Consider the following 25,114-nt stretch of genomic DNA (forward strand, 5'->3'; position numbering starts at 1 on the left):
GCCCAACCCCAAGGAGCCACCATGTCGCGCGTTCTCGACCGCCGCCAGTTATTGCGCGGTGCTACCCTTGCCGGAGGAGGCGTCGCCCTGTCGGCGTACATGCCGGCTTGGGCGCAGCCCGTTTCCGCCGGCATCGTGAAGCCACTGCCGACCGTGTCGGGCGATGACATCCGGCTGCGTGTCGCGCATCAGATGATGACGATCGACGGGCGGCAGAGCCACGCCATCGGCATCAACGGCACCGTCCCCGCCCCGCTGATCCGCCTGCGTGAGGGCCAGACTGTGCGCCTTCACGTCGAGAACGGCCTGGACGAGCAAACCTCCTTGCATTGGCACGGCCTCATCCTGCCGTTCCAGATGGACGGCGTACCCGGCATCGCCTTCCCCGGCATCGATAAGGGCACGACCTTCACCTACGAGTTCCCGATCGTTCAGGCGGGGACCTATTGGTATCACAGCCATTCCGGGCTGCAGGAGCAGATGGGCCTCTACGGGCCGATCGTGATCGACCCCAAGGGAGCCGATCCGATCCAGTCGGACCGTGAGCACGTCATCGTGCTGTCCGACCATAGCCAACTCCACCCGCATCGCATCTTCATGAAGCTCAAGAAGCAGTCGGGCTATTTCAACCGGCAGCAGCAGACGCTCGCCGGCTTGCTGAAAGGCGAGGATCAGCCGCTCAAGGATCGCCTCGAATGGGGCAAGATGCGGATGGACCCGACCGACGTCGCCGACGTGACCGGCTCAACCTATACCTATCTGGTCAACGGCCATGGCCCACAGGACAATTGGACCGGCCTCTTTCGACCCGGCGAGCGAGTTCGCCTGCGCGTCATCAACGCGTCCGCGATGACGACCTTCAATGTTCGCATCCCAGGTCTGAAGCTGGCGATCGTTCAGGCCGATGGCTTGAACGTGCGCCCCGTCGAGGTCGACGAATTCCAGATCGGCGTTGCCGAAACCTACGACGTGATCGTCACCCCGACCGACGAGCGCGCCTACACGCTGGTGGGCGAGAGCGTCGATCGTTCCGGCATGGCGCGTGCTACCCTAGCACCGCGCGAAGGCATGGCGGCCGAGGTTCCTCCGCTCCGCAAACGTCCCGTCGCCACCATGAAGGACATGGGGATGGACATGAACATGGACATGTCGGGCGGCGGATCGATGCAGGGCATGGATCATAGCGCCATGCCCGGGATGGATCATGGATCGATGCCGGCTGCCAGCACGCCCGCTCCCACGATGGATCACTCGCAGATGGGCCACGGCGCCACCGGTGCGGGTGCCGGCGCGATGGCCGGCATGGCGGGTATGGATCACGGCACCCAGGCCGGGGCTGCGATGCCGGGCATGGCCGGCGCGTCAGGCGCACACGACGGCATGGCGATGGGCGGAATGGCCGGCATGGATATGAACATGCGGGACTTCTCCAAGGCCCCCGGCGTGAAGAAGGGGCCGGGTGTCCAGACCATCTCGCCGATGCCGATGGACCGCACTGGCGATCCCGGTCAGGGGCTGGAGAATGTCGGGCATCGCGTGCTCACCTACCGCGATCTGGTCGCGGTCGATCGTAATCCCGATCTGCGCGCGCCGTCGCGCGAGATGCAGATCCACCTGACGGGCAACATGGAGCGCTACATGTGGGCGCTCGACGGCGAGAAGCTGTCCGAGGTGAAAGCACCGATCCCGTTCCTTGCCGGCGAGCGCGTCCGCGTCACGCTGGTCAACGATACGATGATGGGCCACCCCATCCACCTGCACGGTCACTTCTTCGAGCTGGTGACGGGCCACGGCGCGTACAGCCCTAGGAAGCACACCGTCATGGTGCAGCCCGGGGGCAAGGTCAGTTGGGATGTGACCGCCAACGAGGGCGATTGGGCGTTCCACTGCCACATGCTCTACCACATGCACGCGGGCATGATGCAAGTCGTTCAGGTCCGTTCCGCGAAGGGAGAAGCAGCATGAAGACGCTCCTCCTCGCCGGGATCGGCGCGCTCATCGTGGTCGCGCCCGCGACGGCCCAGACGATGGACCATTCGATGATGCCGGGCATGAGCATGCCCGGGATGAAGATGCCCGCGAAAAAGCCGGCTGCCAAAACCAAGCCCGCTACTAGGAAGGCCCCTGCCAAGAAGGCGACCCAGCGGAAGGCACCAACGAAGCGCGCGGTCGCTCCCGTAGCCGATCCTCATGCTGGTCACGCCATGTCGGGCATGGACATGGGCGGTGCCAAGCCGGCCGACCCGCATGCCGGCCACGACATGTCGGGCATGCAGGGCATGGTCATGAGCCCCGCTCCGGCCACGAACGGGGGCGAACACGCCGGGCACGACATGTCGGCGATGCCCGGCATGGAGATGGCACCCGGCCAGCCAATGCAGCACGACATGGCGTCGATGCCGGGGATGACGGCACCGATCGGCACAGATCTGAAACCGGGTAATGCTCCCGCGCCTGCCCCTGCCCCCGGGCTTGCCGCGTCGCGCTACTATGGCGAGGCGGCGATGAGCGAGGCCAACCGTAACCTGCGCCGCGAGCATGGCGGGATGACCTACTATCAGGTGCTGTTCAATCTCGCCGAGTATCAGGCGCGCAAGGACGGCGACGGTTATCGCTGGGATGGCGAAGCGTGGATCGGGGGAGATATCAACCGGTTTACCCTGAAGAGCGAGGGCGAAGGCACGTTCGGCAAACCGCTCGAAGCGGCAGAAGTGCAGGCACTCTATAGCCGCGCGCTCGACCCTTACTGGAATCTCCAGGCGGGCGTTCGCTACGACTTCAAGCCGAACCCGTCGCGCACTTATGCTACGGTCGGCATCGAGGGACTTGCCCCTTATTGGTTCGATGTCGAGGGCGCTTTGTTCCTGTCGGACAAGGGGGACGTCCTAGGCCGAGCCGAGGCTTGGTACGACGAGCGGGTGACGCAGTTCTTCGTGCTGCAGCCGCGCGTCGAAGCCAATTTTGCAGCCCAGGACGTGCGGCGCGACGGCATCGGGTCGGGGCTCACCGACCTCGAGCTCGGGCTGCGCCTCCGTTACGAAAAGTCGCGTGAGTTCGCCCCCTACATCGGTGTGTCTTGGGAACGGCAGTTCGGCGATACCGCGCACTTTACGAGGGCGCGGGGCGATGACACCGGCGGGTTCAGTTTCGTCGCCGGCGTGAGGACGTGGTTCTGAGCCCCCGGCTTCGCCTCCACCTTGGAGCTAGCAAGATCCACCGCTGGCTTGCCCTCCTGATCGGCGCGCAGGCGATCGTCTGGTTCACCAGCGGCCTTGTGATGAGCCTGCTCCCGATCGACACCGTCCATGGCGATCACCGGATCGAACGGAACGCCGAGCCGGCGCTGTCGAGCACCCAAGGCTTCGCACCGTTGCCTGCCTTGCTCGCATCGGCAGGAGCGCCGGTCCGCCAGCTTCAGCACCGCATGCTGCTTGGGCGACCTATCGTCGAGGCACAGCTTGTCGACGGACACATCCGCCTGCTGGACGCCCGCACCGCTGCGCCGCTTCCACTACTGGACGCCAAGGTGGCCGGTATGATTGCCCAGAAAGCATATCGTGGGGCTGGCGTCCCCGCGCCCACTCTCGAGCGGGTTGAACGCGCCAGTACCGAATATCGGGGGTCATTGCCCGCGTGGCGTGCCACTTTCGCCGACGATGACGCCACGCGCATCTATGTAGCGGCTGAGACGGGACGGCTCACTTCGGTCCGGACAGGAACGTGGCGGCTCTACGACTTTTTCTGGGGCCTCCACATCATGGACTGGACCGAGCATGAGCGGTTTAACACGCCATGGCTCAACGCTTTTGCCGCAGGCGGTCTCGTTTTCGCGGTGTCGGGCGCGATTCTTCTGTTCATGCGTTGGCCGAGACGGTCGCGCCGTAAAGCCGGGGGGCGTATTTCCAAACAGGGAGTCGCATGATGGACGACCACCAAGGCAAGATGAACATGGGAATGGGCTACGGTCGCTTCGCGGCGATGGTGGCGACCTCGACCGTCGTCATGTTCGGGCTCATGTATGTGAATGTCTATGCTCTCGGGCATATCGAGTTCAGCCAGACACGGTTCTGGATGGCCTTCGTGATGGGCGCCACGATGTCGATCATCATGCTCCTCTTCATGTGGTCGATGTACAAGAACAAGCGGATGAATGCCGCGATCATCGGCGGTAGCATCGTGGTGTTCGCGCTAGCGCTATGGCTTGTCCGCAGCCAGGAGACCGTGGACGACGTGAGCTACATGAAGGCGATGATCCCGCACCACTCGATCGCGATCATGACGAGTGAGCGTGCCCACATCAAAGACCCTGAGGTGCGCAAGCTGGCAGACGGGATCATCGACGCTCAGGTCCGTGAGATCACACAGATGATGCGAGCGATCGCCCGCCTCGAGGCACACCCAACGCCGGCGAATGCGCCCGACCTGCTCTCCTATCGTGACAAGCAGGTGCCCCCTCCGCCGCCAGAGACCGACGAGACCGTCGGAGTGAACACCCTCCAGCCGATCCGCTAAAATCAACCAAGGCCGCAAGGGGTAAGACCCTCCCGGCCGTATCTCTCCTTGGGCGGGGGCCGTTCTAGGAGCACGACCATGAAGAACATTACGACGATCGGCCTTCTTGCCGCAGCGCTCGCCGCCACCCCCCTTGCCGCGCAGCAGGGTGGCATGGCGGGGATGGACCATAGCCAAATGCAGGGCATGGATCATTCCAAGATGATGCAGTCGACTCCGGCCAACCCTTATGGGCCGGACATGATGAAGATGAACGAGAAGATGATGTCGGCGATGGGCGCCGATGCCGGCGAGACGTGGATCCGCAAGATGATCGAGCACCATCGCGGTGCCGTGACCATGTCGCAGACCGTGCTTCATCACAGCCAGAATGCCGAAATCCGGCGTGAGGCGCAGAAGACAATCGCCAGTCAGAACCGCGAAATAGCGACGCTCAATGCTATGCTGCGCAAGATGGGCAAGCGTTCACAGTAACGCCGTTGCCTAAGCCCCCGCCCTAACGGGCGGGGCTTAACCGAGGAGTCGAGCGATGAAGTTGTCGATCCGAAGCGCACTTGCTGCCGCAGCCATGATGATGCCGGCTGCCGCCTTGGCGGCGAACAGTATTGCGATGCATCGCGATCCAGGATGTGGCTGTTGCGAGAAGTGGGCGGCACAGGTGCGCCAGCAGTTCGGCCGCAACGTCCAGATTATCGACGATGCGCACCGCGATGTGCTCCAGCGCAAAACAGGCGTGCCCGCGGATCTCGGCTCCTGCCATACCGCGATCATCGACGGCATGGCGTTCGAGGGACATGTCCCGATCGCTGACATGAAGCGAGCGCTTGCGCAGCATTCCAAGGGCGTGCGCGGCCTCGCCGTGGCTGGGATGCCGATGGGTTCACCCGGCATGGAAGTGCCGGGCATGAAAGCGCAGCCGTATGACGTGATCGCGTTCGGCCCTGGTGGCCGGCGTGTGTTTGCCCATCACGGCGGATAGTCGTTGACACCCGCACGTCCACGCCCGACCGTATCGGTGTGAAAGGTCATCTTTCCCTCTTTCTCCTCTTGGGAGCGTTGCTTGGCCTGTTCGGTCAGCAGGCTGCCTATGCCGGGGGGCCGGCGCTCGCGCCGATGATGGAAGCGAGCCATGCCATGCCGTCCGGCATGGACTGCGCCGGCATGGAGGGCATGCCGAAGGCCGTGCACGAGCAGCCCTGCAAAGGGCTTACGCTCGCATGCATCGCTCAGATGGGATGCATGATCCCCATGACCATCCAGGACCGCCTCCCTTTGACGGCACCACGCGTTCCCCTGCCTCCTGTCGCCTACCGCGTTGTGGATGCACCCTTGGCCGGACGCGACCTAATGCCGGAACTGCAACCGCCCACCGTCTGAGTTGACCCGATCGCGGTCTTGCATCCGCGTTCCCGTAAGGGGGCGTGGGCGAGAGCGCGTGATCGTATCACTCCCTCCAGACGGACTTAGCCATGCGCGCATCCCTGATGCTGGCCGTGGCGGCGCTTTCGACGAGTGCCGCACACGCAGAATCTCTTACTTACGACCAAGCGATACGCGGGGCGGTCGCAAACGCCCCCGGGGCAGCCGCAGGGCGCGCGGGAGTCACGGCTGCCCAAGCTGAGGCCGGCGCTGCCGGAAGTCTTCCCGATCCCCGATTATCGATCGGGATCGATAACTATCCAATTTCGGGACCTCCCGCCTTCTCGCTGTCGCGTGACGACATGACGATGGGGCGGGTCGGCTTTCAGCAGGACTTACCCAACCTGGCCAAGCGCCACGCCGCGCAGGCGCAAGCCCAGGCGGCGATCGTAACCGCCCAAGCATCCCAGGAGATCAAGCTCCGGCAGATCCGGTTGGGTGCAGGACAAGCGTGGATCGACCTTGCCTATGCCGGTCGACGGTTGGCAGCGATCGATGCGATCATCCGGTCGCTGGGCGCACTTCCACCTGCCGCGCGAACGGCCGTTTCGTCCGGCACGGCGCGTCCGGCCCAAAGCTTGGGAATCGATCAGGCCATTGCCGGTCTGGAGGATCGGCGCGACGAGCTGGTAGCCGCAGTTGCGCGTGCCCGCGCCATGCTGGCCCGCTGGACGGGCGTACAGGCTCCCGAGATCGCAGGAGACGTGCCGGCGATCGACTTGGCCCCGGTACGCCTGCGGGTAGCGCTTGAGCAGCATCCCGACATGATTTCTGCCGACGCTGGCATTCGTCGCGCCCAGGCCGATGTGGACGCAGCACGAGCGGAGAAGCGCCCGGATTGGGGTGCCGAGGTGGCGTACCAGCGCCGCGATCCTCGCTATGGAGATATGATATCGGCCGGCGTTTCGATGAGCCTGCCGCTCTTCGCACGGTCCCGCCAGAATCCGCGCATAGCGGCGCGGCAATCTGCTGAAGCACAGGCAGAGGCGCAGCGCGAGGAAACGCGACGCACTCTCGCGGCCGACCTCGAGGCCGCTCTGGCTGACCATCAGATGCACCACAGCCAGTGGCAGCGGGCACAACGCGTCCTTCTTCCGCTCGCTCGGGAGCGAGCGGAATTAGAGACGGCCAGCTACTCGGCCGGTCGGGCAAGCCTCACCGACGTCATTGATGCCAAGGCGGCGTTTGCAGACGCCGAACTGACGGCGCTCGAACGGGAGGCGCAGGTCGCTTCCGATGCAGTCCGCCTCACCATCACCTTCGGGAGCGACGACCGATGAGCGGCACGACCATGACCCGCGCCCGTCTTGCAACCGCTGCGGGCGCACTGGCCCTTGTAGCAGGCGGCATTGGTTTCGGCATCGCGCGGCTTGGAAACACCGCCGGCTCGCCAATGCAGCAGGCGCCGACCGACCAGCGCAAGATACTCTACTGGTATGACCCCATGATACCGGCCGAGCATCATGACGGCCCGGGCCTTTCGTCGATGGGGATGAAGATGATCCCCCGATATGCCGATAATGGCTCCGCTGCGAATGCCCCTCCAGGTGTCACTATCGACGCAGCGAGTATCCAGCGCCTTGGTGCGCGGATCGTGTCAGCGGAACGAGGAGCGCTCACCAATCCGATGACGGTGACGGGCAGCATCGACTTCAACGAGCGTAACCTCGCTGTCGTTCAGGCGCGCAGCGCCGGCTTCGTCCAACGGGTCTATGCGCGCGCGCCTGGTGACGTAGTGCCTGCGGGGGCTCCGCTTGCCGACCTCCTCGTTCCCGAATGGGCAGGCGCGCAAGCCGAGTACGAAGCCGTCCGGCGCACGGGCGACGCGGCGCTGTTACGTGCCGCTCGCCAACGCATGACGCTGCTCGGCATGACCGGCTCGACGGGCGGACGCACGACGATCCGCACGCCGATCGGCGGTGTCATCAAGACGCTCAGCGTTCGGCAGGGAATGACCATGGCGCAAGGGCAGACCCTTGCCGAGGTGAACGGGCTTGGCACGGTCTGGCTGAATGCGGCCGTTCCCGAGGCGAGCGCCGGTACGCTGCGCGTCGGCGTCCCTGTAACCGCCACGCTTGCGGCCTTTCCCGGCGAAAGTTTCGCTGGCCGCGTTGCCGCGATCCTACCCCAGGCGCAGGCCGAGACCCGCACGCTGACCGTTCGGATCGAGCTTGCCAACAAAGGCGGCAGGCTCCGACCGGGCATGTTCGCCAGCGTCGCCTTGGGTCAGGACGCACGCGACAGACTGCTCGTGCCCAGCGAAGCTGTGATCCGTACCGGCCGCCGCACGCTCGTCATGCTCGCCAGTCCCGGAGGGCGGTTCCGACCCGCCGAGGTCCGGATCGGCACCGAAGGCGGCGGGAAGACTGAAATCCTTGCGGGGCTCGCGGACGGCGAAAAGATCGTGGCATCGGGCCAGTTCCTGATCGATTCCGAGGCTAGCCTTGCGGGGCTCGATGCGCGGCCAATCAGCGGCGACGCGAAGCCGCAACCGAAGCAGCCATCCGCTTCGACGGGTCAAGTCTATGAAACCCTCGGAAGTGTGGAGGCGATCGACCCTCGCTCCATCACGCTGTCCCATCAGCCGGTGCCGGCGATCGGGTGGCCGGCGATGACGATGACCTTCCGCGTTGCCGATCCCGCCTTGCTACGCGGCTACAAGAAAGGCGATCGTGTCCGGTTCGGCTTCGAGCAGCCGTCGGAAGGCCCGACCTTGCGCCGCATCGTTCGGGAGGGCGGACGGTGATCGCCACCATTATTCGCTGGTCCGTCGCCAATCGCTTCCTTGTTGTGCTGGCAGCCCTCGCGCTCGCCATTGCCGGCGTCTTCGCCATGCGAGCGACCCCTGTCGATGCCTTGCCCGATCTATCGGACACCCAGGTCATCATCCGGACGAGCTGGCCGGGCCAAGCCCCGCAGATCGTCGAGAACCAGGTCACCTATCCGCTGACCACCACCATGCTTTCCGTGCCCGGCGCCAAGACCGTGCGCGGCTATTCCTTCTTCGGCGACAGCTACGTCTATGTGATCTTCGATGAGGGCACCGACCTGTATTGGGCACGTTCCCGCGTCCTCGAATATCTGAGCCAGGTTCAAGGTCGGCTGCCACAAGGGGCGCAAGCCGCGCTCGGCCCCGATGCCACCGGGGTTGGCTGGATCTACGAATATGCGCTGGTGGACCGCAGCGGCCGCCATGACCTGTCTCAGCTCCGATCGTTGCAGGACTGGTTCCTGCGGTACGAGCTGAAGACCCTTCCTGGTGTCGCGGAGGTCGCCAGCATCGGGGGCATGGTGAAGCAGTACCAGGTTCTGCTCGACCCGACGCGGCTTGCCGCGCTCGGCGTCACCCACGCTCAGACCGTAGAGGCCATCCGCCGTGCCAATCAGGAGGCGGGCGGTTCGGTGCTCGAGATGGGCGGGGCGGAGTATATGGTCCGCGCGTCGGGTTATCTCCGCACAGTTGACGATTTCCGTGCGATCCCCCTCAGGGTCGCCGGCGCCGGGGTTCCGGTGACGTTGGGCGACGTCGCCACCATACAGCTCGGGCCGGAGATGCGGCGCGGCATCGCCGATCTGAACGGAGACGGAGAGGTTGCGGGGGGCGTCGTCATCTTGCGCCAAGGCAAGAACGCCCGCGAGACAATCGAGGCGGTTAGAACCAAGCTGGCGGACTTGAGGCAAAGCCTTCCTTCCGGCGTGCAGATCGTCACCACCTACGACCGTTCGCAGCTGATCGATCGCGCGGTGGAGAACCTGTCGGGCAAGCTCCTTGAGGAGTTCGTCGTCGTCGCGCTCGTCTGCGGCCTGTTCCTGTGGCACGTTCGATCGGCCTTGGTCGCGATCGTGACCTTGCCGCTAGGTGTGCTCGCCGCCTTGCTCGTCATGCGGGTCCAGGGCGTGAACGCCAACATCATGTCTTTGGGCGGGATCGCGATTGCGATCGGAGCCATGGTGGATGCTGCCATCGTCATGATCGAGAACGCGCATAAGCGCATCGAGCATTGGGAGCATGAGAACGCCGGCCAGGCACTCGTCGGTGAGGAGCGCTGGCAGGTCATTACCGAAGCTGCCGCAGAGGTTGGGCCCGCACTGTTCTTCAGCCTTGTCATCATCACACTCTCCTTCGTGCCGGTCTTCACGTTGGAGGCTCAGGAAGGGCGGCTATTCGCCCCGCTCGCCTTCACCAAGAGTTATGCGATGGCCGCGGCCGCTATTCTGTCGGTCACGCTCGTTCCGGTGCTGATGGGCTGGTTGATCCGAGGGCGCATTCCCGCGGAGCAGGACAATGTCATCAACCGTGGACTGACCCGCCTCTATCGTCCTGCCTTGGATCGGGTCATGGCGCGCCCCTGGGTGACGATCGCCGTCGCCGTCGTCGTGCTGGCAACAACAGCCTGGCCGCTTGCTCGGCTCGGAGGCGAGTTCATCCCCTCGATGGATGAGGGCGACCTGCTTTACATGCCGTCGGCCTTGCCGGGCCTCTCAGCCGCCGGTGCCTCTGACCTGCTGCAACGGACTGATCGGCTCATCAAGACGGTGCCGGAGGTCGCAACCGTGTTCGGGAAGGCCGGGCGCGCCGAAACCGCGACAGACCCCGCGCCGCTCGAGATGTTCGAGACGACGATCCAGTTCAAGCCACGCGACCAGTGGCGAGCGGGGATGACGCCGGCGAAGCTCGTGGAAGAGCTGGACCGGACTGTACGTGTGCCCGGGCTCACCAACGTCTGGGTGCCGCCCATCCGAAACCGGATCGACATGCTCGCGACCGGGATCAAGAGCCCGATCGGCGTGAAGGTTTCGGGCGCCGACCTTGCCGAGCTGGACCGGATCGCGGCGAACGTCGAGCGGATCGCCAGGACCGTGCCCGGGGTCAGTTCCGCTTTGGCGGAGCGCTTGACTGGTGGACGCTATGTCGACGTGGACATCAATCGGGCGAACGCCGCCCGGTACGGCCTCAACATTGCCGATGTGCAGGAGATCGTGTCGGGCGCGATCGGGGGCGAGACGATCGGGGAAACGGTCGAAGGCTTGGCCCGCTATCCCATCAGCGTTCGCTACCCGCGAGAATTGCGAGACAGCCTGGACGGGCTGCGCACGCTTCCGATCGTGACCGCCACGGGGCAGCAGATCACGCTCGGTACCGTCGCTACGGTTTCGGTCGCCGAAGGACCACCGATGCTGAAAACCGAGAACGGCCGACCATCGACATGGGTCTATGTCGATGTCCGCGGCCGTGATCTGGCCTCGACCGTCGCGGACTTGCAGCGTGCCGTTGCAAAAGGGGTGCGGCTCAGCCCCGGCGTATCGATCGCCTATTCAGGGCAGTTCGAGTATCTGCAGCGTGCCGAGAGCCGGCTGATGCTGGTCGTTCCGGCAACGCTCGCGATTATCTTCCTGCTGCTTTACCTGACCTTCGGCCGGCTCGACGAGGCGGCATTGGTCATGGGGACCCTGCCTTTCGCCCTCGTTGGGGGCATCTGGATCCTCTGGCTGCTCGGCTATGCGCAGTCGGTCGCGACGGGCGTCGGGTTCATCGCCTTGGCAGGCGTCTCCGCAGAGTTCGGCGTCATCATGCTGATCTATCTGAAGCACGCGCTCGCCGACCGCGGGCCGGCGCCTTCGAGAGAAGAAGTAGTCGAAGCGATCCGGGAAGGCGCGCTGTTGCGGGTGCGGCCTAAGGCGATGACCGTTGCCGTCATCATCGCCGGCCTGCTTCCCGTGTTGGTCGGACACGGTGCCGGTTCTGAGGTGATGAGCCGTATCGCGGCGCCGATGATCGGCGGAATGCTCACAGCCCCTCTCCTCTCCATGTTCATCTTGCCTGCTGCCTACATGCTGTTGCGGCAGCGGGGTCTCACTAGCGCCAAAAGGAGTACATCATGAAAGTAACGTCTATGCTTCGGGCCGGTCTTATCCTGCTCGTAACCCCCCTCGCCACCAATGCCTTGGCCGCTCCAGCGTCGCCGGCCGCTTCGGCCGTCAAAGTCGGCAAGGGCGTAGGCACGATTACCGCTCTCGACCCTCGCGGTGGAACCGTAACCATCAAGCACGGTCCCATCCCGGCAATCGGTTGGCCGGCAATGACCATGACTTTCCGTGCTTCGCCCCCCACGCTGCTCAAGGATCTTCAAAAGGGGCAGCGGGTCGGTTTCACCGCCAAGGCACGGGGTATGACCGCCGAAGTCACTTCGATTAGGCGGCAATAGCCGGTCTCGATCCCCAAAAGCGGGGTGCGGGTGGTTGCCTGACAGAAGCTGCCCGCATCACGCTAGGAGGCGCGATGGCAATTACTGCGGGGCTAAGGCCTCAAGGATCCTGCAGTCCGCCACTGTGTTGCGGCTACAGGAGTCGATCAGCGTGTCCAGCTCGGCCGCAAGCGCCGTCAGGTCGGCAATCTTCCGCGTTATTGCATCCCGATGTTGGTTGGCGATCACGTCCACGGCCATGCAGGATTGCTCGCGACGATCGGCGAGCCCCATCAGCTCCCGCACCTGTTCGATGGAGAAGCCGAGATCGCGCGCCCGACGAATGAAGGAGAGGCGGCGCAGATGCTCACCCTCATAGGTCCGGTAATTGCTGGCCGACCGAGCTGGGGCCGGCAGCAAGCCGATTTGTTCGTAATAGCGGATTGTCTCGACCTTGGTGCCCGTCGCCAAGGCCAGTTTCCCGATCGTCAGTTTTTCAGACACAGTGCTTGACCCTCTAGCGACTAGAGGGTCCATATAGGCTGCCAGATCGATTCTATCGAGGTGGCAAGATGGCCTGCACGAGCTGCGCGTCCGACAAGGCGGGCACCCTGAATGACCCGAAGTGGCGGCGCGCGCTATGGATCGCGCTCGCCATCAATGGCGGTATGTTCGCGGTCGAGATCGTCGCCGGGATCACGGGCGGGTCGAAAGCGCTCCAAGCCGACGCGCTCGACTTCTTCGGTGATGCCGCCAACTACGCGATCAGCCTTGGTGTCGCCGGGATGGCGATAGCCTGGCGCGCGCGCGCAGCGATGCTGAAGGGAGCGACCCTTGCGCTGCTCGGGCTCTATGTGCTGCTCGCCGCGGGTTGGGGAGCGCTCCACAGCACTGTGCCTCATGCCGAGGTCATGGGTGTCGTGGGCGTCGCGGCGCTGATCGCGAACATCTTGGTAGCAGTGATGCTGTATCGCTTTCGCAGTGGTGACGCGAACATGCGTTCGGTCTGGATCTGCTCGCGCAATGACGCGATCGGCAACATCGCCGTGGTGCTGGCCGCAGGCGGCGTCTTCGGTCTGAACAGCGCGTGGCCTGATCTTGTGGTGGCCACGTTGATGGCGGTGCTCGGTTTGTCGGGTGGCATCCAGATCATGCGACAAGCGCGCGCCGAACTGCGATCCGGTTCCACGCCTGCTCCTTCCAATTACAGGCAGCCGTTACATGGCAACCGGTAAGCTGCTAAAGTGGAGGCCAATGCACCGACTTTCCGCCTTGTTCCTCTGTCTCATGCTCATGCTTTCGCTTGGGTTGGGATCGGTCGCGCATGCGACCGAAGGCTTGAGATGCGTCGATCCTACCTCCGCCAGCTCGCTCGAACATAGCGTCGGTGACGGGGACCAGGTGCCGGCCGATGCCGACAAGTCCTACCCGCACCATCATGGTGGTTGTCACGGCCATCATATCGGCGTGCCCTTCGAAGCCAGTCTTGCCGCCTCCGTAAGCGAGCTGCCTATGGCGCCCATCGCGTGGAACAACGACCCGATGGCACCGGTGCCTTCGGACCCGGCCCTGCGACCACCCCAAGCCTGACGATCGCCTAATCCGCCGGGAGCTCCCGCGCGGCACCTCAGGTTCGTCAGGAGTTCGTCACCATGTCCCGTTTTATCGCGGCCTTATTGGCCGTGGCGTCGTGCGCGTCGATCGCGCATGCGCAATCATCCGAGCCGGCATCGACCAGTCCCCCGCTCACGCTGGAGCGAGCGCTGGCGCTCGCCGGCGCAACCGCGCCTAGTCTCGAAGCCGCTACAGCCGGGGTGCGGGCGACCGAGGCGGGACGTACCGTCGCCGGCTACCGGCCAAACCCGTCGATCGTCGCCGAAACCGAGAACATCGCCGGCAGCGGCCAATATCGCGGCCTCCGCAGCGCCGAGACAACCGCCGGTCTGGCGCTCCCCATCGAACTAGGAGGAAAAAGGTCGGCACGGATCGCGGTCGCCGACGCACTCGGCAATCGGGCGCGTATAGGCACGGTGCTGGCCGAGGCCGATTTGCGGCTTGCCGTCACCCAGCTCTACATTCAGGCAGCATCGGCCGAGCGTCGTCTCGTTACGGCGCGCGAGCAGGCCGGCATCGCCCGTGAGGCGCTGCGCGCAGCCGGGGTCCGTGTGCAGGCGGGACGTGCATCACCGCTCGAACAGCAGCGTGCCGACGTGCTGCGCATCAACGCAGAGACGGCCGTGGAGCGTGCCCAGCGGCTTGCCGAGGTGGCGCGGGACAATCTCGCGCGCCGGATTGGGCAGCCCGTGACCGCGCCCCTGGACCTCGCATGGTATGATCGTGTCGAGGGCTTCGGACCGGCGAGGCCGATCGAACCCGCCGGTACGCTCGCCCTGGCAGCGGCCCGTGCCGACGCAACGACGGCCGAAGCACAGGTGCGGCTCGCTCGCTCTCAGCGCGTTCCCGACATAACGCTGAGCGCCAGCGCACGACGGCTCGAGGCGACCAACGACGTTGCCGCGGTATTCGGGGTTTCCATCCCGTTCCCCGTCTTCAACAACGGCAAGGCAGCCGTAGCCCAGGCCCGCGCGCAGAGCGATCAGGCTCAGGCCTTGCGGCGTGCCGCCGAGCTGGACGTGGCGCAGGACATCGCGAACGTTCAGGCGGAGGTGGCCAATGCCGCCACGTCCGCACGCAATGCGAGCGGGCCGATGCTGGCGTCAGCTGCCGAGGCGGCTCGTATTGCCCGGATCGGCTACCGCGAGGGCAAGTTCGGCCAGCTCGACTTGCTCGATGCCGAGCGGACACTGTCCGAGACGCGCACCGCCGCGATCGACGCGCTCGCCACCTATCACGACGCAAAGGCACGCCTGGAACGGCTCGTTGCCGCCGCGCCCTCCCCCGAGGAAACCATTCAATGACGAAGATCATCATGCGGACGCTGGCGCCCGTGACCCTGGCCCTCATCCTTGCCGGATGCGGGGGAGCCGGCAGCAGTGGTGAAGCCGGCGAAAAAGCCGGAGCCGAAAAGACGGAAGGCGCCGAGGCAGCCGAGGCCAAAGAAGGCCCCAAAGATGTCGTCACCCTATCCGCGCAGCAGATCGCGGACGCCGGGATCGAGGTCACGCGGCCGACGGTCGGTGGTGTGGCCGGTGCGATCGAGCTTTCGGCAACGATCGAAGGCGATCCGCAAGGCGTGCAGGTGGTATCAGCATCGTTGGGCGGGCGGCTTGTCTCGCTGACTCGCAATCTCGGCCAGTCCGTCGGTCGCGGCGATCCCCTCGCCATCATTGAGAGCCGCGAAGCGGCTTCCCTCAAAGCCGAAGTGGAAGCCGCTCGCGCGCGTGCCGCCCTTGCGCAATCGAACCTTCGTCGGGAGCAGCGCCTGTTCGCCGAGCGTGTCTCGCCGGAACAGGATCTCGTAGCGGCGCGGACCGCCGCCACGGAAGCCGGCATAGCACTTCGTTTGGCGGAGCAGCAATTGTCCGCGACCGGCAGCGGAGGCGGCGCGCTCAACCGCATCGCGGTGCGCTCGCCGATCGCCGGTCAGGTCATCGCGCGCTCGGCCACGCTCGGTCAGTCAGTCGCAGCCGACGCCGAGCTTTTCCGGGTCGCCAACCTTTCCAAGGTCACGGTCGCAACCTCGCTGGTGCCTAGCGATGCGGGCCGGGTGAGGCCCGGCGCGCGCGTCGAGGTGACAGCAGCGGGGCGCCGTCAGGAGGGGCGCGTCACGTTCGTGTCTCCCATTCTGGACGAAACGACGCGCTTGGTGCCGGTGATCGTCACGCTCGATAATGCCGGCAGCACATGGCGCATCGGTGAGACGGTCAACGTTTCGATCCTGGTGCCGACCAGCGGGGATCGCACCGTCGCCGTGCCATCCGCCGCAGTACAGATGATCGAGGACAAGTCGTTCGTCTTCGTGCGAACCCCGACCGGGTTCCGGGCAACGCCGGTGACGTTGGGGCGCACCAACGGTGGTCAGGTCGTCGTCACGTCCGGGCTCACAGGCTCGGAACGGATCGCTTCCACCAACAGCTTCACGCTCAAGGCCGAACTCGGCAAAGGCGAAGGCGGGGATGAGGACTGAGCCATGATCGGTCGCATCGTCACCCTCTCCGTCGAGAAGCGTTGGCTGGTCCTGCTTCTCACCGTCGCTGCTGCGCTGCTCGGGATCGGCGCGCTGCGCCAGCTCCCGATCGACGCCGTTCCCGACATCACCAACAACCAGGTGCAGATCAACGTCGTTGCTCCTGCACTGTCCCCCGATCAGATCGAGAAACAGGTCGCGTTCACGGTCGAGACCGCGCTCGCCGGCATTCCCGGCCTCGAATATACCCGCTCGCTCAGCCGCAACGGCTTCGCCCAAGTCACCGCCGTCTTCACCGAAAAGACCGATATCTACTTCGCCCGTCAACAGGTGGCGGAGCGGCTGCGGACTGCGGAGGAAGACCTTCCCGAGGGCGTGAACCCCGAAATCGGGCCGATCGCGACCGGGCTCGGCGACATCTTCATGTGGACGGTCGAGTACCGCGAGCTGGATCAGGTTCGTCACCGCAACGGTGAGCCTGGCCTGCAACGTGACGGCAGCTACATCACGCCCGAAGGCGATCACCTCGTCAGCGAGGCCGACAAGGCAACCTACCTGCGCACCGTCCAGGACTGGATCGTCACTCCTCAGCTCAAGAGCACGGCGGGCCTAGCGGGGGTCGACTCCCTTGGCGGTTACACCAAGGAATATCTCGTCGTCCCCGACGTTCAGCGGATGGCCGCAATGCGGCTGACGCTGCAGGATCTCACCACCGCGCTGGAGCGCAACAACACCAGCGCCGGCGCCGGGGTCGTCAATCGCAATGGCGAAGGGCTTGCCGTCCGCTCCGATGGGCGCGTGCGCAATGCCGACGAGCTTGCCCGAACCGTCGTCGCCACCCGCGAGAGTGTGCCGATCCTCCTCAACCAGATCGCGACCATTCGGACCGGTCAGGCGCTGCGCATGGGTTCGGCGTCCGAGAACGGGCATGAGGTCGTCGTCGGGACGGCCGTCATGCGGATCGGCGAGAACAGTCGCACCGTCTCAACCGGAGTAGCCGAACGGCTGGCCCAGATCGGCCGTTCGCTGCCGGTCGATGTCGTCGTGAAGCCGGTGATGAACCGGACCGAACTGGTGAACTCCACCATATCGACGGTTGCCCGCAATCTCGCCGAAGGCGCGCTGCTGGTCATCGTCGTTCTCTTCGCCCTGCTCGGAAACTTCCGGGCAGCGCTGATCGCGGCCCTCGTCATTCCGATCACGATGCTGCTCACCAGCATCGGCATGTTGCAGGCGGGCGTTTCGGCCAATCTGATGAGCCTCGGCGCGCTCGACTTCGGCCTGATTGTGGACGGCGCCGTCATCATCGTTGAGAACGCATTGCGGCGCCTCGCCGAGGCCCAGCATGGTCGCGACGGCGAGCTGACGATGGAGCAGCGGCTCGGGCTGGTCGCCGCGTCCGCACGCGAGATGATCCGCCCGTCCGTCTACGGCCAGGCGATCATCATCCTCGTCTACGCGCCCTTGCTCACCTTCACGGGTGTCGAGGGCAAGATGTTCGAGCCGATGGCGCTCACCGTCATCATCGCGCTAGTGTTCGCTTTCATCCTGTCGCTGACCTTCGTGCCCGCGGCCATCGCCATCTGGCTCAGCAAGCGGGTGGAGGAGAAGGAAAGCCGGGTCGTGACGTTCCTCCGGCAGCGCTACGAGCCGGGTCTCGATGCGGCCATGCGTCGCCCGACACTCACCATCGGCGTCGCAATCGGCGCGCTGGCGCTTGCCGGCGTCGCCTTCACCACCTTGGGGCAGGAGTTCCTGCCTCAGCTCGACGAGGGAAACATCCTCGTACAGGCCGTGCGTATCCCCGGCACGTCGGTCGACCAGAGCCAGGCAATGCAGTTCCAGGTGGAAAAGGCCCTCGCCAAGGCACCCGAGGTCCGCTTTGCCTTCTCGCGCACGGGTACGTCCGAAATCGCATCCGACCCAATGCCGCCGAACGCCACGGACACCTTCGTCATCCTGAAGCCGAAGGCGGAATGGCCCGATGCCGGTCTCTCCAAGGAAGAGTTGGTGGAGCGCCTTGAGAAGCGTCTCTCCGCCCTCCCCGGCAACGCCTACGAGATCACGCAGCCCATCCAGATGCGCTTCAACGAGCTGATCGCAGGCGTCCGCGGCGACATCGCCATCAAGGTGTTCGGTGACGACTTCGGCGAGATGAATGCGACCGCAGATCGGATCGCCGGCATCCTTCGGCGGACACGGGGTGCCGCAGATGTGCGGGTCGAACAAACTGAAGGTCTGCCGATGCTCGACATCCGGCCTAACCGCACTGCCATGTCGCGTGTCGGCGTAACCGCCGGCGACGTGCAGGACACGGTTGCGGCCGCGATCGGGGGCCGACAGGCCGGCGTGATCTTCGAGGGCGATCGCCGCTTTCCTGTCGTGATCCGAATGGCGGAAAGCTCCCGGTCCGACCTGACGGCAGTTGCTCAGGTGCCGGTGCCGACCTCGGGTGGTGGCTTCGTGCCGCTGTCGACCGTGGCCGATATCGCCGTTGTCGATGGACCGAACCAGATCAGCCGGGAAAACGGAAAACGGCGCGTGGTGGTGCAGGCGAACGTGCGTGACCGCGATGTTGCGGGCGTCGTTGCGGATGCCCGGTCGGCGATCGACGCCCAAGTGAAGCTGCCGGCGGGGACGTACCTCGAATGGGGCGGTCAGTTCGAGAACCTGGCGTCGGCCCGTGATCGCCTCGCACTCGTAGTGCCGATCTGTTTCGTGGTTATCATGCTGTTGCTCTATGGGGCGCTAGGCTCCGTTCGAGACGCCCTGATCGTGTTCACCGGCGTCCCCTTGGCGCTGGTGGGAGGGGTACTCGCGCTCGTGCTGCGCGGGATGCCCTTCTCGATTTCCGCGGCGGTCGGCTTGATCGCGCTTTCCGGCATCGCTGTTCTCAACGGGTTGGTCATGGTGACGTCCATCCACGACCTGATGCGGGACGGCATGGATCGGTCGCTTGCGGCCCACCAAGGCGCGCTGGTCCGGCTCAGGCCGGTCGCGATGACGGCGCTCGTGGCTTCGCTCGGTTTCGTGCCGATGGCACTGGGGCATGGCGCGGGAGCGGAGGTGCAAAAGCCGCTGGCCACCGTCGTCATCGGGGGCCTGATCTCCGCGACGCTGCTCACCTTGTTCGTGCTGCCGACGCTCTACGCCCGCTTCGGAAGCCGCGCCCTGCCCGCACCGGCAGACGGACATGTCGAACTCCCGCCCCTCCCCGCGCAGGCGCACTGAAAGGCATAATCATGCACGAGCATGCAGCGGGCGGACACGCCCACGACCACACTGCCGGCGCCAATGCCAAGATGCTGAGTTGGGCATTGGCACTTACGACCGCCTACCTCGTGGCCGAGGTTGTCGGAGCCTTTGTCTTCAACAGCCTCGCGCTTCTCTCCGACGCAGCGCACATGCTCACCGACGTGGCAGCGCTGGTGATCGCGCTGCTCGCGATCCGGTTCGGACAGAAGCCGGCCGATGACAAGCGGACCTTCGGCTACAAGCGGTTCGAGATCCTAGCTGCTGCCTTCAACGCCCTGCTGCTGTTCGCCGTAGCGATCTACGTGCTGGTGGAGGCGGTACAGCGCTTCCGGCAGCCCGAGGTGGTCCAGTCAACGGGGATGATGATCGTCGCTGCGATCGGCCTCGTGGTGAACCTCATATCCATGAAGCTGCTCACGTCCGGCAAGGACACGAGCATGAACGTGAAGGGTGCCTACCTCGAGGTTTGGGCCGACATGATCGGCTCCGTAGGGGTGATCGCGGGGGCGCTCGCGATCCGGTTCACCGGGTGGACGTGGGTCGATCCCATTGTCGCGGTCGGCATCGGCCTATGGGTACTGCCCCGAACGTGGGTGCTGCTCCGAGACACCACCAACGTGTTGCTGGAGGGTGTCCCCGGAGGGATCAAGCTGCCCGAGTTGCGTGCCGGGATTGCCGGCCTGCCCGGTGTTGCCGGAGTCCACGACCTTCATGTCTGGTCGATGGCATCGGACAATATGAGCTGCACCGCGCACGTCACGCTTGCCGACGGCGCCGATGCTGATGCGGTGAGGAAGACGGTTGCGGACATGCTCGATAGCCGGTTCGGGATAGAGCATTGTACGATCCAGACCGAGGCGGCCGCCGAGCCTTGTGAGGACACCGGGCACCTGCACCCGTGAGCGCGCGGTGACGACACGAAAGCTGTGGCGCTGGACGGAGGAAGCCGACGCAGAGCTTCGCCAACGGATTGCTGCGAGGCAGCCCCTGGCGACGATCGCGAGGGAGATGGGCAGAACGATGGATGGCGTTCGAGGGAGGGCGACTGCGCTACGGGTCGCCCTTCCTTCCCCTACACGTCCATGGCGTGCGACGGTTAAACGGGAGCCGAAGCCACCGCGCTTCTAAGCCTTTTGGCTATTAGGTGTTGATGGCAATGCTCGACAGATCGGTTGTGATGTCGACCGGCACGCCGGCGTGCTTGCGCTCCGAGTAACGGTCGACAAGCTGGTCTGCATGGGGGCGCAGCAGGACGGTGAAGCGCACCAGTTCCTCCATCACGTCGACGATCCGGTCATAGTAGCTCGACGGCTTCATGCGCCCCATTTCATCGAACTCCTTGTACGCCATCGCGACCGAGGACTGGTTCGGGATCGTAAACATCCGCATCCAACGACCGAGAAGGCGCAGCGTATTGACCGCGTTGAACGACTGCGATCCACCCGAAACCTGCATCACGGCCAGCGTGCGTCCTTGTGTCGGCCGCCTGCCCTTCATTTCAAGTGGCAGATGGTCGATCTGCGCTTTCATGATGCCGGTGATCTGGCCGTGCCGTTCCGGGCTGCACCATACGTGCCCCTCCGACCACATCGACAGCTCGCGCAGTTCGTGGACCGCCGGATGATCGTCGCCAGCCACCTGATCGGGCAGCGGCAGCGTGGAGGGATCGAAGATGCGCGTTTCGGCGCCGAATAAGCGCAGCAGGCGAGCGGCTTCCTCGATGGCAAGGCGCGAGAAGGAGCGCTCGCGCAAGCTGCCATAGAGCAGCAGGATGCGCGGGGCCGGCTCGGCCGGCCCCAGGCCCTCCGCAGGCCGCGAGCGGAGATAGGCTGCATCTAGCGCCGGCAGGTTATCGGGATCGGTGAGGGTGCGAAGTGGCATCAGAGGACTTTCACGAGATAAGACGCCGAAGCGGGGCAGAGCGAGGTGAACTCGCGCGTGGCGGCAATGGCCGAGGGTGCCGCATGCCGATCGGCAGCCGCATAGCCGAGCGAGCGGAAGAACACGGCTGCTGTCGTGGTCAGCAGATGCAATCGCTCCACGCCCAGTCCGCGCGCTTCTTGTTCCAGCGCCGCGACCAGCGTTCGGCCGATGCCGGCGCCTCGACGATCGGGGACGACGAGAATGGAGCGGAGCAGGCGGTCTGCTCCCTCGCCTTCGAGACCGCCATAACCGACGAGGCTATCCGCATCGAACCGGAAGAAGATGCGGTCAGGCTCCGCGAGATCGGCACTGGGCAGGCTTGCGGTATTGAGAAGCCATGCCAATCCCGTCAGCTCGTTCGGATCGAGGCGTGTGGCGATCAGCGCCGTCACACAGCACGCGGCCCGAGCAGGATCACACAGGTTCCAATCAGGCACAGGGCAGCGCCGCCGACATCCCAGCGATCGGGACGGATGCCCTCCACGCTCCACAGCCAAAGCAGGGAGGCGTAGATGTAGATGCCGCCATAAGCGGCATAGGCCCGCCCCGCTGCGTCACTGTCGACGCGGGTCAGAAGCCAGGCGAACAGGATCAAGCACGCAATGCCGGGGACCAACCAGAGGGGCGCCTTGCCCATCCGGAGCCACGCCCAAAACGCGAAGCATCCGGCGATTTCCGCAAGCGCCGCGCCGACGTAGATGAGGGCTGTCATCCAAGAGTGATCCTCAATGCCAAGGCGCCAAGGGTGATGAGCAGTACCGGCACGGTCAGCGTGACGCCGACGCGGAAATAATAGCCCCATCCGATCCGCACGCCCTTCTGACCGAGAACGTGAAGCCACAGCAACGTCGCGAGAGACCCGATCGGCGTCAGCTTCGGGCCGAGGTCGCAACCGATTACGTTGGCGTAGATCATTGCTTCCTTGACTGCGCCGGTCGCGTGCGCCGCCTCGATCGACAGCGCTCCGACCAGCACGGTCGGCATGTTGTTCATCACCGACGAGAGGATGGCCGCGATGATGCCCGTTCCGAAGGCCGCACCCCACACACCGCCTTGTGCCGTGCGATCGAGCAGCGCGGCGAGGTGATCGGTCAGGCCGGCGTTCCGCAGGCCGTAGACGACCAGGTACATGCCGAGCGAGAAGATCACGACCTGCCATGGCGCGCCTCGCAGTACCTTCCGTGTCTCGATTACATGGCCGCGCCCAGCGATCACCAGCAGCAGGATCGCGCCGGCAGCAGCAACTGCGCTTACCGGCACGCCGAGGGGCTCGAGCAGGAAGAAGCCGGCGAGCAGGAGCGCCAGGACAACCCACCCGGCGCGAAAGGTTGCGGCATCACGAATAGCCTCATGGGGCGCGCGCAGCGCTTCGACATCATAGGCTTGTGGAATGTCACGGCGGAAGAACAGCATCAGTGCGCCCAGCGTGGCGGCGATCGACACCAGATCGACCGGCACCATCACAGAGGCATATTCACCGAAGCCAACTTTGAAGAAGTCAGCCGACACGATGTTGACGAGATTGGAGACGACCAGCGGCAAACTTGCTGTGTCGGCGATAAAGCCGGCTGCCATGACGAACGCCAGCGTCGCCTTGTCCTTGAAGCCCAGCGCGCGCAGCATGGCGATGACGATCGGCGTCAGGATCAGCGCCGCGCCGTCGTTGGCGAACAGGGCAGACACCGCCGCGCCCAGCAGGACGATCAGGACGAATAGCCGGCGACCGTGCCCCCTGCCCCAGCGCGCAACGTGCAACGCCGCCCATTCGAAGAACCCTGCCTCATCGAGCAGTAGGCTTATGACGATGATCGCGACGAATGCGGCGGTCGCGTTCCAGACGATACCCCACACCACCGGCACGTCGGATAGCGTAACGACGCCCGCGAGCAGCGCTACGACGGCCCCGCCCATTGCACTCCATCCGATGCCGAGGCCTTTGGGTTGCCAGATGACGAGCGCGATCGTGGCGACGAAGATCAGGACAGCAAGGAGCATCAGGCGACGCGCTGACCCGATGCGCCAACCACTTGCTGGCCGTCTTCCTTGGCGAACGCTCCGAGCTGATCCGCTGGCAGCAGATCAAGAACTGCCTCCGAAGGCCGGCAGAGCTTCACGCCGAGCGGCGAGACGACCAGCGGGCGGTTGATGAGGATCGGGTGTGTCATCATCGCGTCTACCAGCGCGTCGTCAGACAGTGACGTGTCGTCCAGACCCAGCTCGGCATAGGGCGTTCCCTTTTCGCGCAGCAGATCTCGCGGCGAGATGCCGGCGCGGTCGATCAGCTCAACGAGCAGCGCGCGCGCAGGCGGAGCCTTCAGATACTCGATGATGTGCGGCTCGATCCCCGCATTGCGGATCAGGCCGAGGGTGTTGCGGGACGTGCCGCACTCGGGGTTATGATAAATGACGATATCGACGGCCATGAGGGGTCCTTTCAGCAGCAGGGGGCGAGTTCGGCGACAAGCGGCGCCCACAGCGCGGCATTGCCGGCGCAGCAGTCCTTGACGAGGAACAGCGTGAGCGCGCGCAGGCCGTCCAAGTCGGCCCGGTAGATGATGGAGCGGCTGCGTCGTTCGGACCGCACGAGGCCCGCCCGCGCGAGAATGCCGAGGTGTGCGGACATGGTGTTCTGTGGCACGTCGAGCTGACGAGCGATGTCGCCTGCTGCCATGCCGTCCGGTTCATGCAGTACCAACAGACGGAAGACGTCGAGGCGCGTCGCTTGCGCGAGCGCGCCCAACGCAGTTATGGCAGAATCGCTTTCCATAAATCCAGCATAGCGGATATATCGGTGAGAGCTAGTCGCGTCGATCTGCCCTTTCGTATCTCAGCCTTCCGCGTTGATGGCTTCCGGATCCGGTGCCGGGAAATGGCGGTACAAGGTCGGGACCGATACCCCGATCGCAGGCGCGATTTCACGCATCGGCATTCCCGAGGCCAACAGCTTGCGAGCAGCCGCGAGCCGGTTGGGCGTCATCACCGTCTTCCGGCCACCCACCCTTCCCTCGCGCCGCGCGACCACCAGGGCGGCTGTTGTGCGTTCGCGATTAAGGTCGCGCTCCATTTCAGCCATGGCCGCCATGATGTGGAAGACGAGCTTGCCGGCAGTGCCGGCTGTGTCGATCCCATCGGTCAGCGATCGGAGCCCGATGCCGCGCTCGGCCAGATCGGCGGCCAGATCGACCAACCCCTTCATCGTGCGGCCCAAGCGATCGAGCTTCCACACGACCAACACATCGCCGGGTCGGGCATGGGAGAGCGCGTCGGCCAAGCCGACGCGGTTCGCCTTCGCGCCGCTTGCCTTGTCGCTGAAGGTTCGTTCGCAACCCGCCTCGCCCAACGCGTTGAGCTGGGGCGTCAGATCCTGTTCGGGGGTCGAGACCCTGGCATAGCCGATCAGCATGAAGCGTTCTCAAAACTCATCTCCCGTGCCTAGCACGGGCACCATCAATCGAGAATGTGTTTTGATACGCCCATGACCCCTGCTAGACATTCTCACATGGTAGCGCATCAAAATCGATCGTTTGTGAGGCCCGCCGCGAAGGTCCACTAAATGTCATCCATGTGACATGGGCAATCATGCCGTATCATCACGGAAGCCCGGCTGACAGTCCGATATATTAGCACGTGCCCCGCTCGCCGCCATTGGAACGAGCTGTGGCGGTGAAGGCCGTTGTGCCATTGTTCCTCATATGGCATATTGAGCTTTAAGGAAAAATTGCGAGAGACTACC

At 64.8% G+C, this 25,114-nt stretch carries 25 protein-coding genes; 17 read left to right on the forward strand and 8 right to left on the reverse strand.

Going from position 1 to position 25,114, the window contains the following annotated elements; all coding sequences use genetic code 11:
- Positions 1-21: 21 nt before the first annotated feature.
- From FFS23_RS07050 to FFS23_RS07100, 11 genes are all read left to right on the forward strand, one after another.
- Positions 22-1,965: a copper resistance system multicopper oxidase gene (locus tag FFS23_RS07050; protein ID WP_137898033.1), complete on the forward strand. Its 1,944-nt coding sequence runs from the start codon at positions 22-24 to the stop codon at positions 1,963-1,965.
- Complete coding sequence (locus FFS23_RS07055; RefSeq protein ID WP_137898034.1) at positions 1,962-3,176, forward strand: copper resistance protein B; 1,215 nt, start codon at positions 1,962-1,964, stop codon at positions 3,174-3,176. Before FFS23_RS07050 ends, FFS23_RS07055 begins: the two co-directional genes overlap by 4 nt.
- On the forward strand, positions 3,167-3,922 hold the full coding sequence (locus FFS23_RS07060) for a PepSY domain-containing protein (protein WP_137898035.1): 756 nt from the start codon (positions 3,167-3,169) through the stop codon (positions 3,920-3,922). The genes FFS23_RS07055 and FFS23_RS07060 overlap by 10 nt, the downstream gene beginning before the upstream one ends.
- Entirely contained in the window at positions 3,922-4,512 is a 591-nt protein-coding gene (locus tag FFS23_RS07065; RefSeq protein ID WP_212742926.1) for a DUF305 domain-containing protein, read from the forward strand. The genes FFS23_RS07060 and FFS23_RS07065 overlap by 1 nt, the downstream gene beginning before the upstream one ends.
- A gap of 78 nt (positions 4,513-4,590) precedes the next feature.
- Positions 4,591-4,986 carry a DUF305 domain-containing protein gene (locus tag FFS23_RS07070; RefSeq protein ID WP_137898036.1) on the forward strand — a complete coding sequence of 132 codons (396 nt, stop codon included), beginning with the start codon at positions 4,591-4,593 and terminating at the stop codon, positions 4,984-4,986.
- A gap of 94 nt (positions 4,987-5,080) precedes the next feature.
- A complete protein-coding gene (locus FFS23_RS07075) occupies positions 5,081-5,491 on the forward strand; it encodes a DUF411 domain-containing protein (protein ID WP_137898089.1) in 411 nt (136 codons plus the stop codon).
- A gap of 38 nt (positions 5,492-5,529) precedes the next feature.
- Positions 5,530-5,889: a hypothetical protein gene (locus FFS23_RS07080; RefSeq protein WP_137898037.1), complete on the forward strand. Its 360-nt coding sequence runs from the start codon at positions 5,530-5,532 to the stop codon at positions 5,887-5,889.
- A gap of 344 nt (positions 5,890-6,233) precedes the next feature.
- Positions 6,234-7,211 carry a TolC family protein gene (locus FFS23_RS07085; protein ID WP_502702118.1) on the forward strand — a complete coding sequence of 326 codons (978 nt, stop codon included), beginning with the start codon at positions 6,234-6,236 and terminating at the stop codon, positions 7,209-7,211.
- The gene (locus FFS23_RS07090) at positions 7,208-8,677 is read left to right on the forward strand and encodes an efflux RND transporter periplasmic adaptor subunit (protein ID WP_137898039.1); all 1,470 of its coding nucleotides are present in this window, start codon (positions 7,208-7,210) and stop codon (positions 8,675-8,677) included. The genes FFS23_RS07085 and FFS23_RS07090 overlap by 4 nt, the downstream gene beginning before the upstream one ends.
- Entirely contained in the window at positions 8,674-11,814 is a 3,141-nt protein-coding gene (locus FFS23_RS07095; protein WP_137898040.1) for an efflux RND transporter permease subunit, read from the forward strand. Before FFS23_RS07090 ends, FFS23_RS07095 begins: the two co-directional genes overlap by 4 nt.
- Positions 11,811-12,137: a copper-binding protein gene (locus tag FFS23_RS07100; protein WP_137898041.1), complete on the forward strand. Its 327-nt coding sequence runs from the start codon at positions 11,811-11,813 to the stop codon at positions 12,135-12,137. The genes FFS23_RS07095 and FFS23_RS07100 overlap by 4 nt, the downstream gene beginning before the upstream one ends.
- Before the next feature lie 81 nt (positions 12,138-12,218).
- Here FFS23_RS07100 and FFS23_RS07105 read toward each other — a convergent pair whose 3' ends face one another.
- Positions 12,219-12,620, reverse strand: a complete 402-nt coding sequence (locus FFS23_RS07105; protein ID WP_249340570.1) for a MerR family transcriptional regulator — start codon at positions 12,618-12,620, stop codon at positions 12,219-12,221.
- A 68-nt stretch (positions 12,621-12,688) separates the two neighbouring features.
- On the opposite strand from FFS23_RS07105, the gene FFS23_RS07110 reads away from it, so the two are divergent.
- From FFS23_RS07110 to FFS23_RS07135, 6 genes are all read left to right on the forward strand, one after another.
- Positions 12,689-13,351, forward strand: coding sequence for a cation efflux transmembrane domain-containing protein (locus tag FFS23_RS07110; RefSeq protein ID WP_137898043.1), 663 nt, complete (start codon positions 12,689-12,691; stop codon positions 13,349-13,351).
- A gap of 19 nt (positions 13,352-13,370) precedes the next feature.
- Entirely contained in the window at positions 13,371-13,706 is a 336-nt protein-coding gene (locus FFS23_RS07115; protein WP_137898044.1) for a hypothetical protein, read from the forward strand.
- 62 nt (positions 13,707-13,768) lie between these two features.
- Positions 13,769-15,034, forward strand: coding sequence for a TolC family protein (locus FFS23_RS07120; protein ID WP_137898045.1), 1,266 nt, complete (start codon positions 13,769-13,771; stop codon positions 15,032-15,034).
- Positions 15,031-16,203, forward strand: coding sequence for an efflux RND transporter periplasmic adaptor subunit (locus FFS23_RS07125; RefSeq protein WP_137898046.1), 1,173 nt, complete (start codon positions 15,031-15,033; stop codon positions 16,201-16,203). The genes FFS23_RS07120 and FFS23_RS07125 overlap by 4 nt, the downstream gene beginning before the upstream one ends.
- Positions 16,204-16,206: 3 nt before the next feature.
- On the forward strand, positions 16,207-19,434 hold the full coding sequence (locus FFS23_RS07130; protein WP_137898047.1) for an efflux RND transporter permease subunit: 3,228 nt from the start codon (positions 16,207-16,209) through the stop codon (positions 19,432-19,434).
- An 11-nt stretch (positions 19,435-19,445) separates the two neighbouring features.
- Positions 19,446-20,360, forward strand: coding sequence for a cation diffusion facilitator family transporter (locus FFS23_RS07135; RefSeq protein ID WP_137898048.1), 915 nt, complete (start codon positions 19,446-19,448; stop codon positions 20,358-20,360).
- Between the two features lie 238 nt (positions 20,361-20,598).
- On the opposite strand, the gene arsH is transcribed toward FFS23_RS07135, so the two are convergent.
- Genes arsH through FFS23_RS07170 form a run of 7 tightly spaced genes read right to left on the reverse strand, consistent with a single transcriptional unit; the run spans position 20,599 to position 24,784 of the window.
- The gene (arsH, locus tag FFS23_RS07140; protein WP_137898049.1) at positions 20,599-21,339 is read right to left on the reverse strand and encodes an arsenical resistance protein ArsH; all 741 of its coding nucleotides are present in this window, start codon (positions 21,337-21,339) and stop codon (positions 20,599-20,601) included.
- Positions 21,339-21,773, reverse strand: coding sequence for an arsenic resistance N-acetyltransferase ArsN2 (gene arsN2 / locus FFS23_RS07145; RefSeq protein WP_349303952.1), 435 nt, complete (start codon positions 21,771-21,773; stop codon positions 21,339-21,341). Before arsN2 ends, arsH begins: the two co-directional genes overlap by 1 nt.
- A complete protein-coding gene (locus FFS23_RS07150; protein WP_137898050.1) occupies positions 21,770-22,093 on the reverse strand; it encodes a YnfA family protein in 324 nt (107 codons plus the stop codon). The genes arsN2 and FFS23_RS07150 overlap by 4 nt, the downstream gene beginning before the upstream one ends.
- A complete protein-coding gene (locus FFS23_RS07155) occupies positions 22,090-23,376 on the reverse strand; it encodes an arsenic transporter (RefSeq protein WP_137898051.1) in 1,287 nt (428 codons plus the stop codon). The genes FFS23_RS07150 and FFS23_RS07155 overlap by 4 nt, the downstream gene beginning before the upstream one ends.
- Entirely contained in the window at positions 23,376-23,804 is a 429-nt protein-coding gene (gene arsC / locus FFS23_RS07160; RefSeq protein ID WP_137898052.1) for an arsenate reductase (glutaredoxin), read from the reverse strand. The genes FFS23_RS07155 and arsC overlap by 1 nt, the downstream gene beginning before the upstream one ends.
- An 11-nt stretch (positions 23,805-23,815) precedes the next feature.
- Positions 23,816-24,148 (reverse strand): ArsR/SmtB family transcription factor, encoded by a 333-nt coding sequence (locus FFS23_RS07165; protein WP_137898053.1) that lies wholly within the window; start codon positions 24,146-24,148, stop codon positions 23,816-23,818.
- A 60-nt stretch (positions 24,149-24,208) separates the two neighbouring features.
- Positions 24,209-24,784 (reverse strand): recombinase family protein, encoded by a 576-nt coding sequence (locus FFS23_RS07170; protein WP_137898054.1) that lies wholly within the window; start codon positions 24,782-24,784, stop codon positions 24,209-24,211.
- Between the last annotated feature and the right edge of the window lie 330 nt (positions 24,785-25,114).

Origin of the sequence: Sphingomonas sp. 2SG (assembly GCF_005503285.1) — a bacterium.
Taxonomy (GTDB): domain Bacteria; phylum Pseudomonadota; class Alphaproteobacteria; order Sphingomonadales; family Sphingomonadaceae; genus Sphingomonas; species Sphingomonas taxi.

What these genes read in the sequence shown, in the direction of transcription:
- FFS23_RS07050 (WP_137898033.1), top strand. Translation starts at nt 22, where the DNA reads ATGTCGCGCGTTCTCGACCGCCGCCAGTTATTGCGCGGTGCTACCCTT.
- FFS23_RS07055 (WP_137898034.1), top strand. Translation starts at nt 1,962, where the DNA reads ATGAAGACGCTCCTCCTCGCCGGGATCGGCGCGCTCATCGTGGTCGCG.
- FFS23_RS07065 (WP_212742926.1), top strand. Translation starts at nt 3,922, where the DNA reads ATGGACGACCACCAAGGCAAGATGAACATGGGAATGGGCTACGGTCGC.
- FFS23_RS07070 (WP_137898036.1), top strand. Translation starts at nt 4,591, where the DNA reads ATGAAGAACATTACGACGATCGGCCTTCTTGCCGCAGCGCTCGCCGCC.
- FFS23_RS07075 (WP_137898089.1), top strand. Translation starts at nt 5,081, where the DNA reads ATGATGATGCCGGCTGCCGCCTTGGCGGCGAACAGTATTGCGATGCAT.
- FFS23_RS07085 (WP_502702118.1), top strand. Translation starts at nt 6,234, where the DNA reads ATGACGATGGGGCGGGTCGGCTTTCAGCAGGACTTACCCAACCTGGCC.
- FFS23_RS07090 (WP_137898039.1), top strand. Translation starts at nt 7,208, where the DNA reads ATGAGCGGCACGACCATGACCCGCGCCCGTCTTGCAACCGCTGCGGGC.
- FFS23_RS07100 (WP_137898041.1), top strand. Translation starts at nt 11,811, where the DNA reads ATGAAAGTAACGTCTATGCTTCGGGCCGGTCTTATCCTGCTCGTAACC.
- FFS23_RS07110 (WP_137898043.1), top strand. Translation starts at nt 12,689, where the DNA reads ATGGCCTGCACGAGCTGCGCGTCCGACAAGGCGGGCACCCTGAATGAC.
- FFS23_RS07115 (WP_137898044.1), top strand. Translation starts at nt 13,371, where the DNA reads ATGCACCGACTTTCCGCCTTGTTCCTCTGTCTCATGCTCATGCTTTCG.
- FFS23_RS07120 (WP_137898045.1), top strand. Translation starts at nt 13,769, where the DNA reads ATGTCCCGTTTTATCGCGGCCTTATTGGCCGTGGCGTCGTGCGCGTCG.
- FFS23_RS07125 (WP_137898046.1), top strand. Translation starts at nt 15,031, where the DNA reads ATGACGAAGATCATCATGCGGACGCTGGCGCCCGTGACCCTGGCCCTC.
- FFS23_RS07130 (WP_137898047.1), top strand. Translation starts at nt 16,207, where the DNA reads ATGATCGGTCGCATCGTCACCCTCTCCGTCGAGAAGCGTTGGCTGGTC.
- FFS23_RS07135 (WP_137898048.1), top strand. Translation starts at nt 19,446, where the DNA reads ATGCACGAGCATGCAGCGGGCGGACACGCCCACGACCACACTGCCGGC.
- arsH (WP_137898049.1), bottom strand. Translation starts at nt 21,339, where the DNA reads ATGCCACTTCGCACCCTCACCGATCCCGATAACCTGCCGGCGCTAGAT.
- FFS23_RS07150 (WP_137898050.1), bottom strand. Translation starts at nt 22,093, where the DNA reads ATGACAGCCCTCATCTACGTCGGCGCGGCGCTTGCGGAAATCGCCGGA.
- FFS23_RS07155 (WP_137898051.1), bottom strand. Translation starts at nt 23,376, where the DNA reads ATGCTCCTTGCTGTCCTGATCTTCGTCGCCACGATCGCGCTCGTCATC.
- arsC (WP_137898052.1), bottom strand. Translation starts at nt 23,804, where the DNA reads ATGGCCGTCGATATCGTCATTTATCATAACCCCGAGTGCGGCACGTCC.
- FFS23_RS07165 (WP_137898053.1), bottom strand. Translation starts at nt 24,148, where the DNA reads ATGGAAAGCGATTCTGCCATAACTGCGTTGGGCGCGCTCGCGCAAGCG.
- FFS23_RS07170 (WP_137898054.1), bottom strand. Translation starts at nt 24,784, where the DNA reads ATGCTGATCGGCTATGCCAGGGTCTCGACCCCCGAACAGGATCTGACG.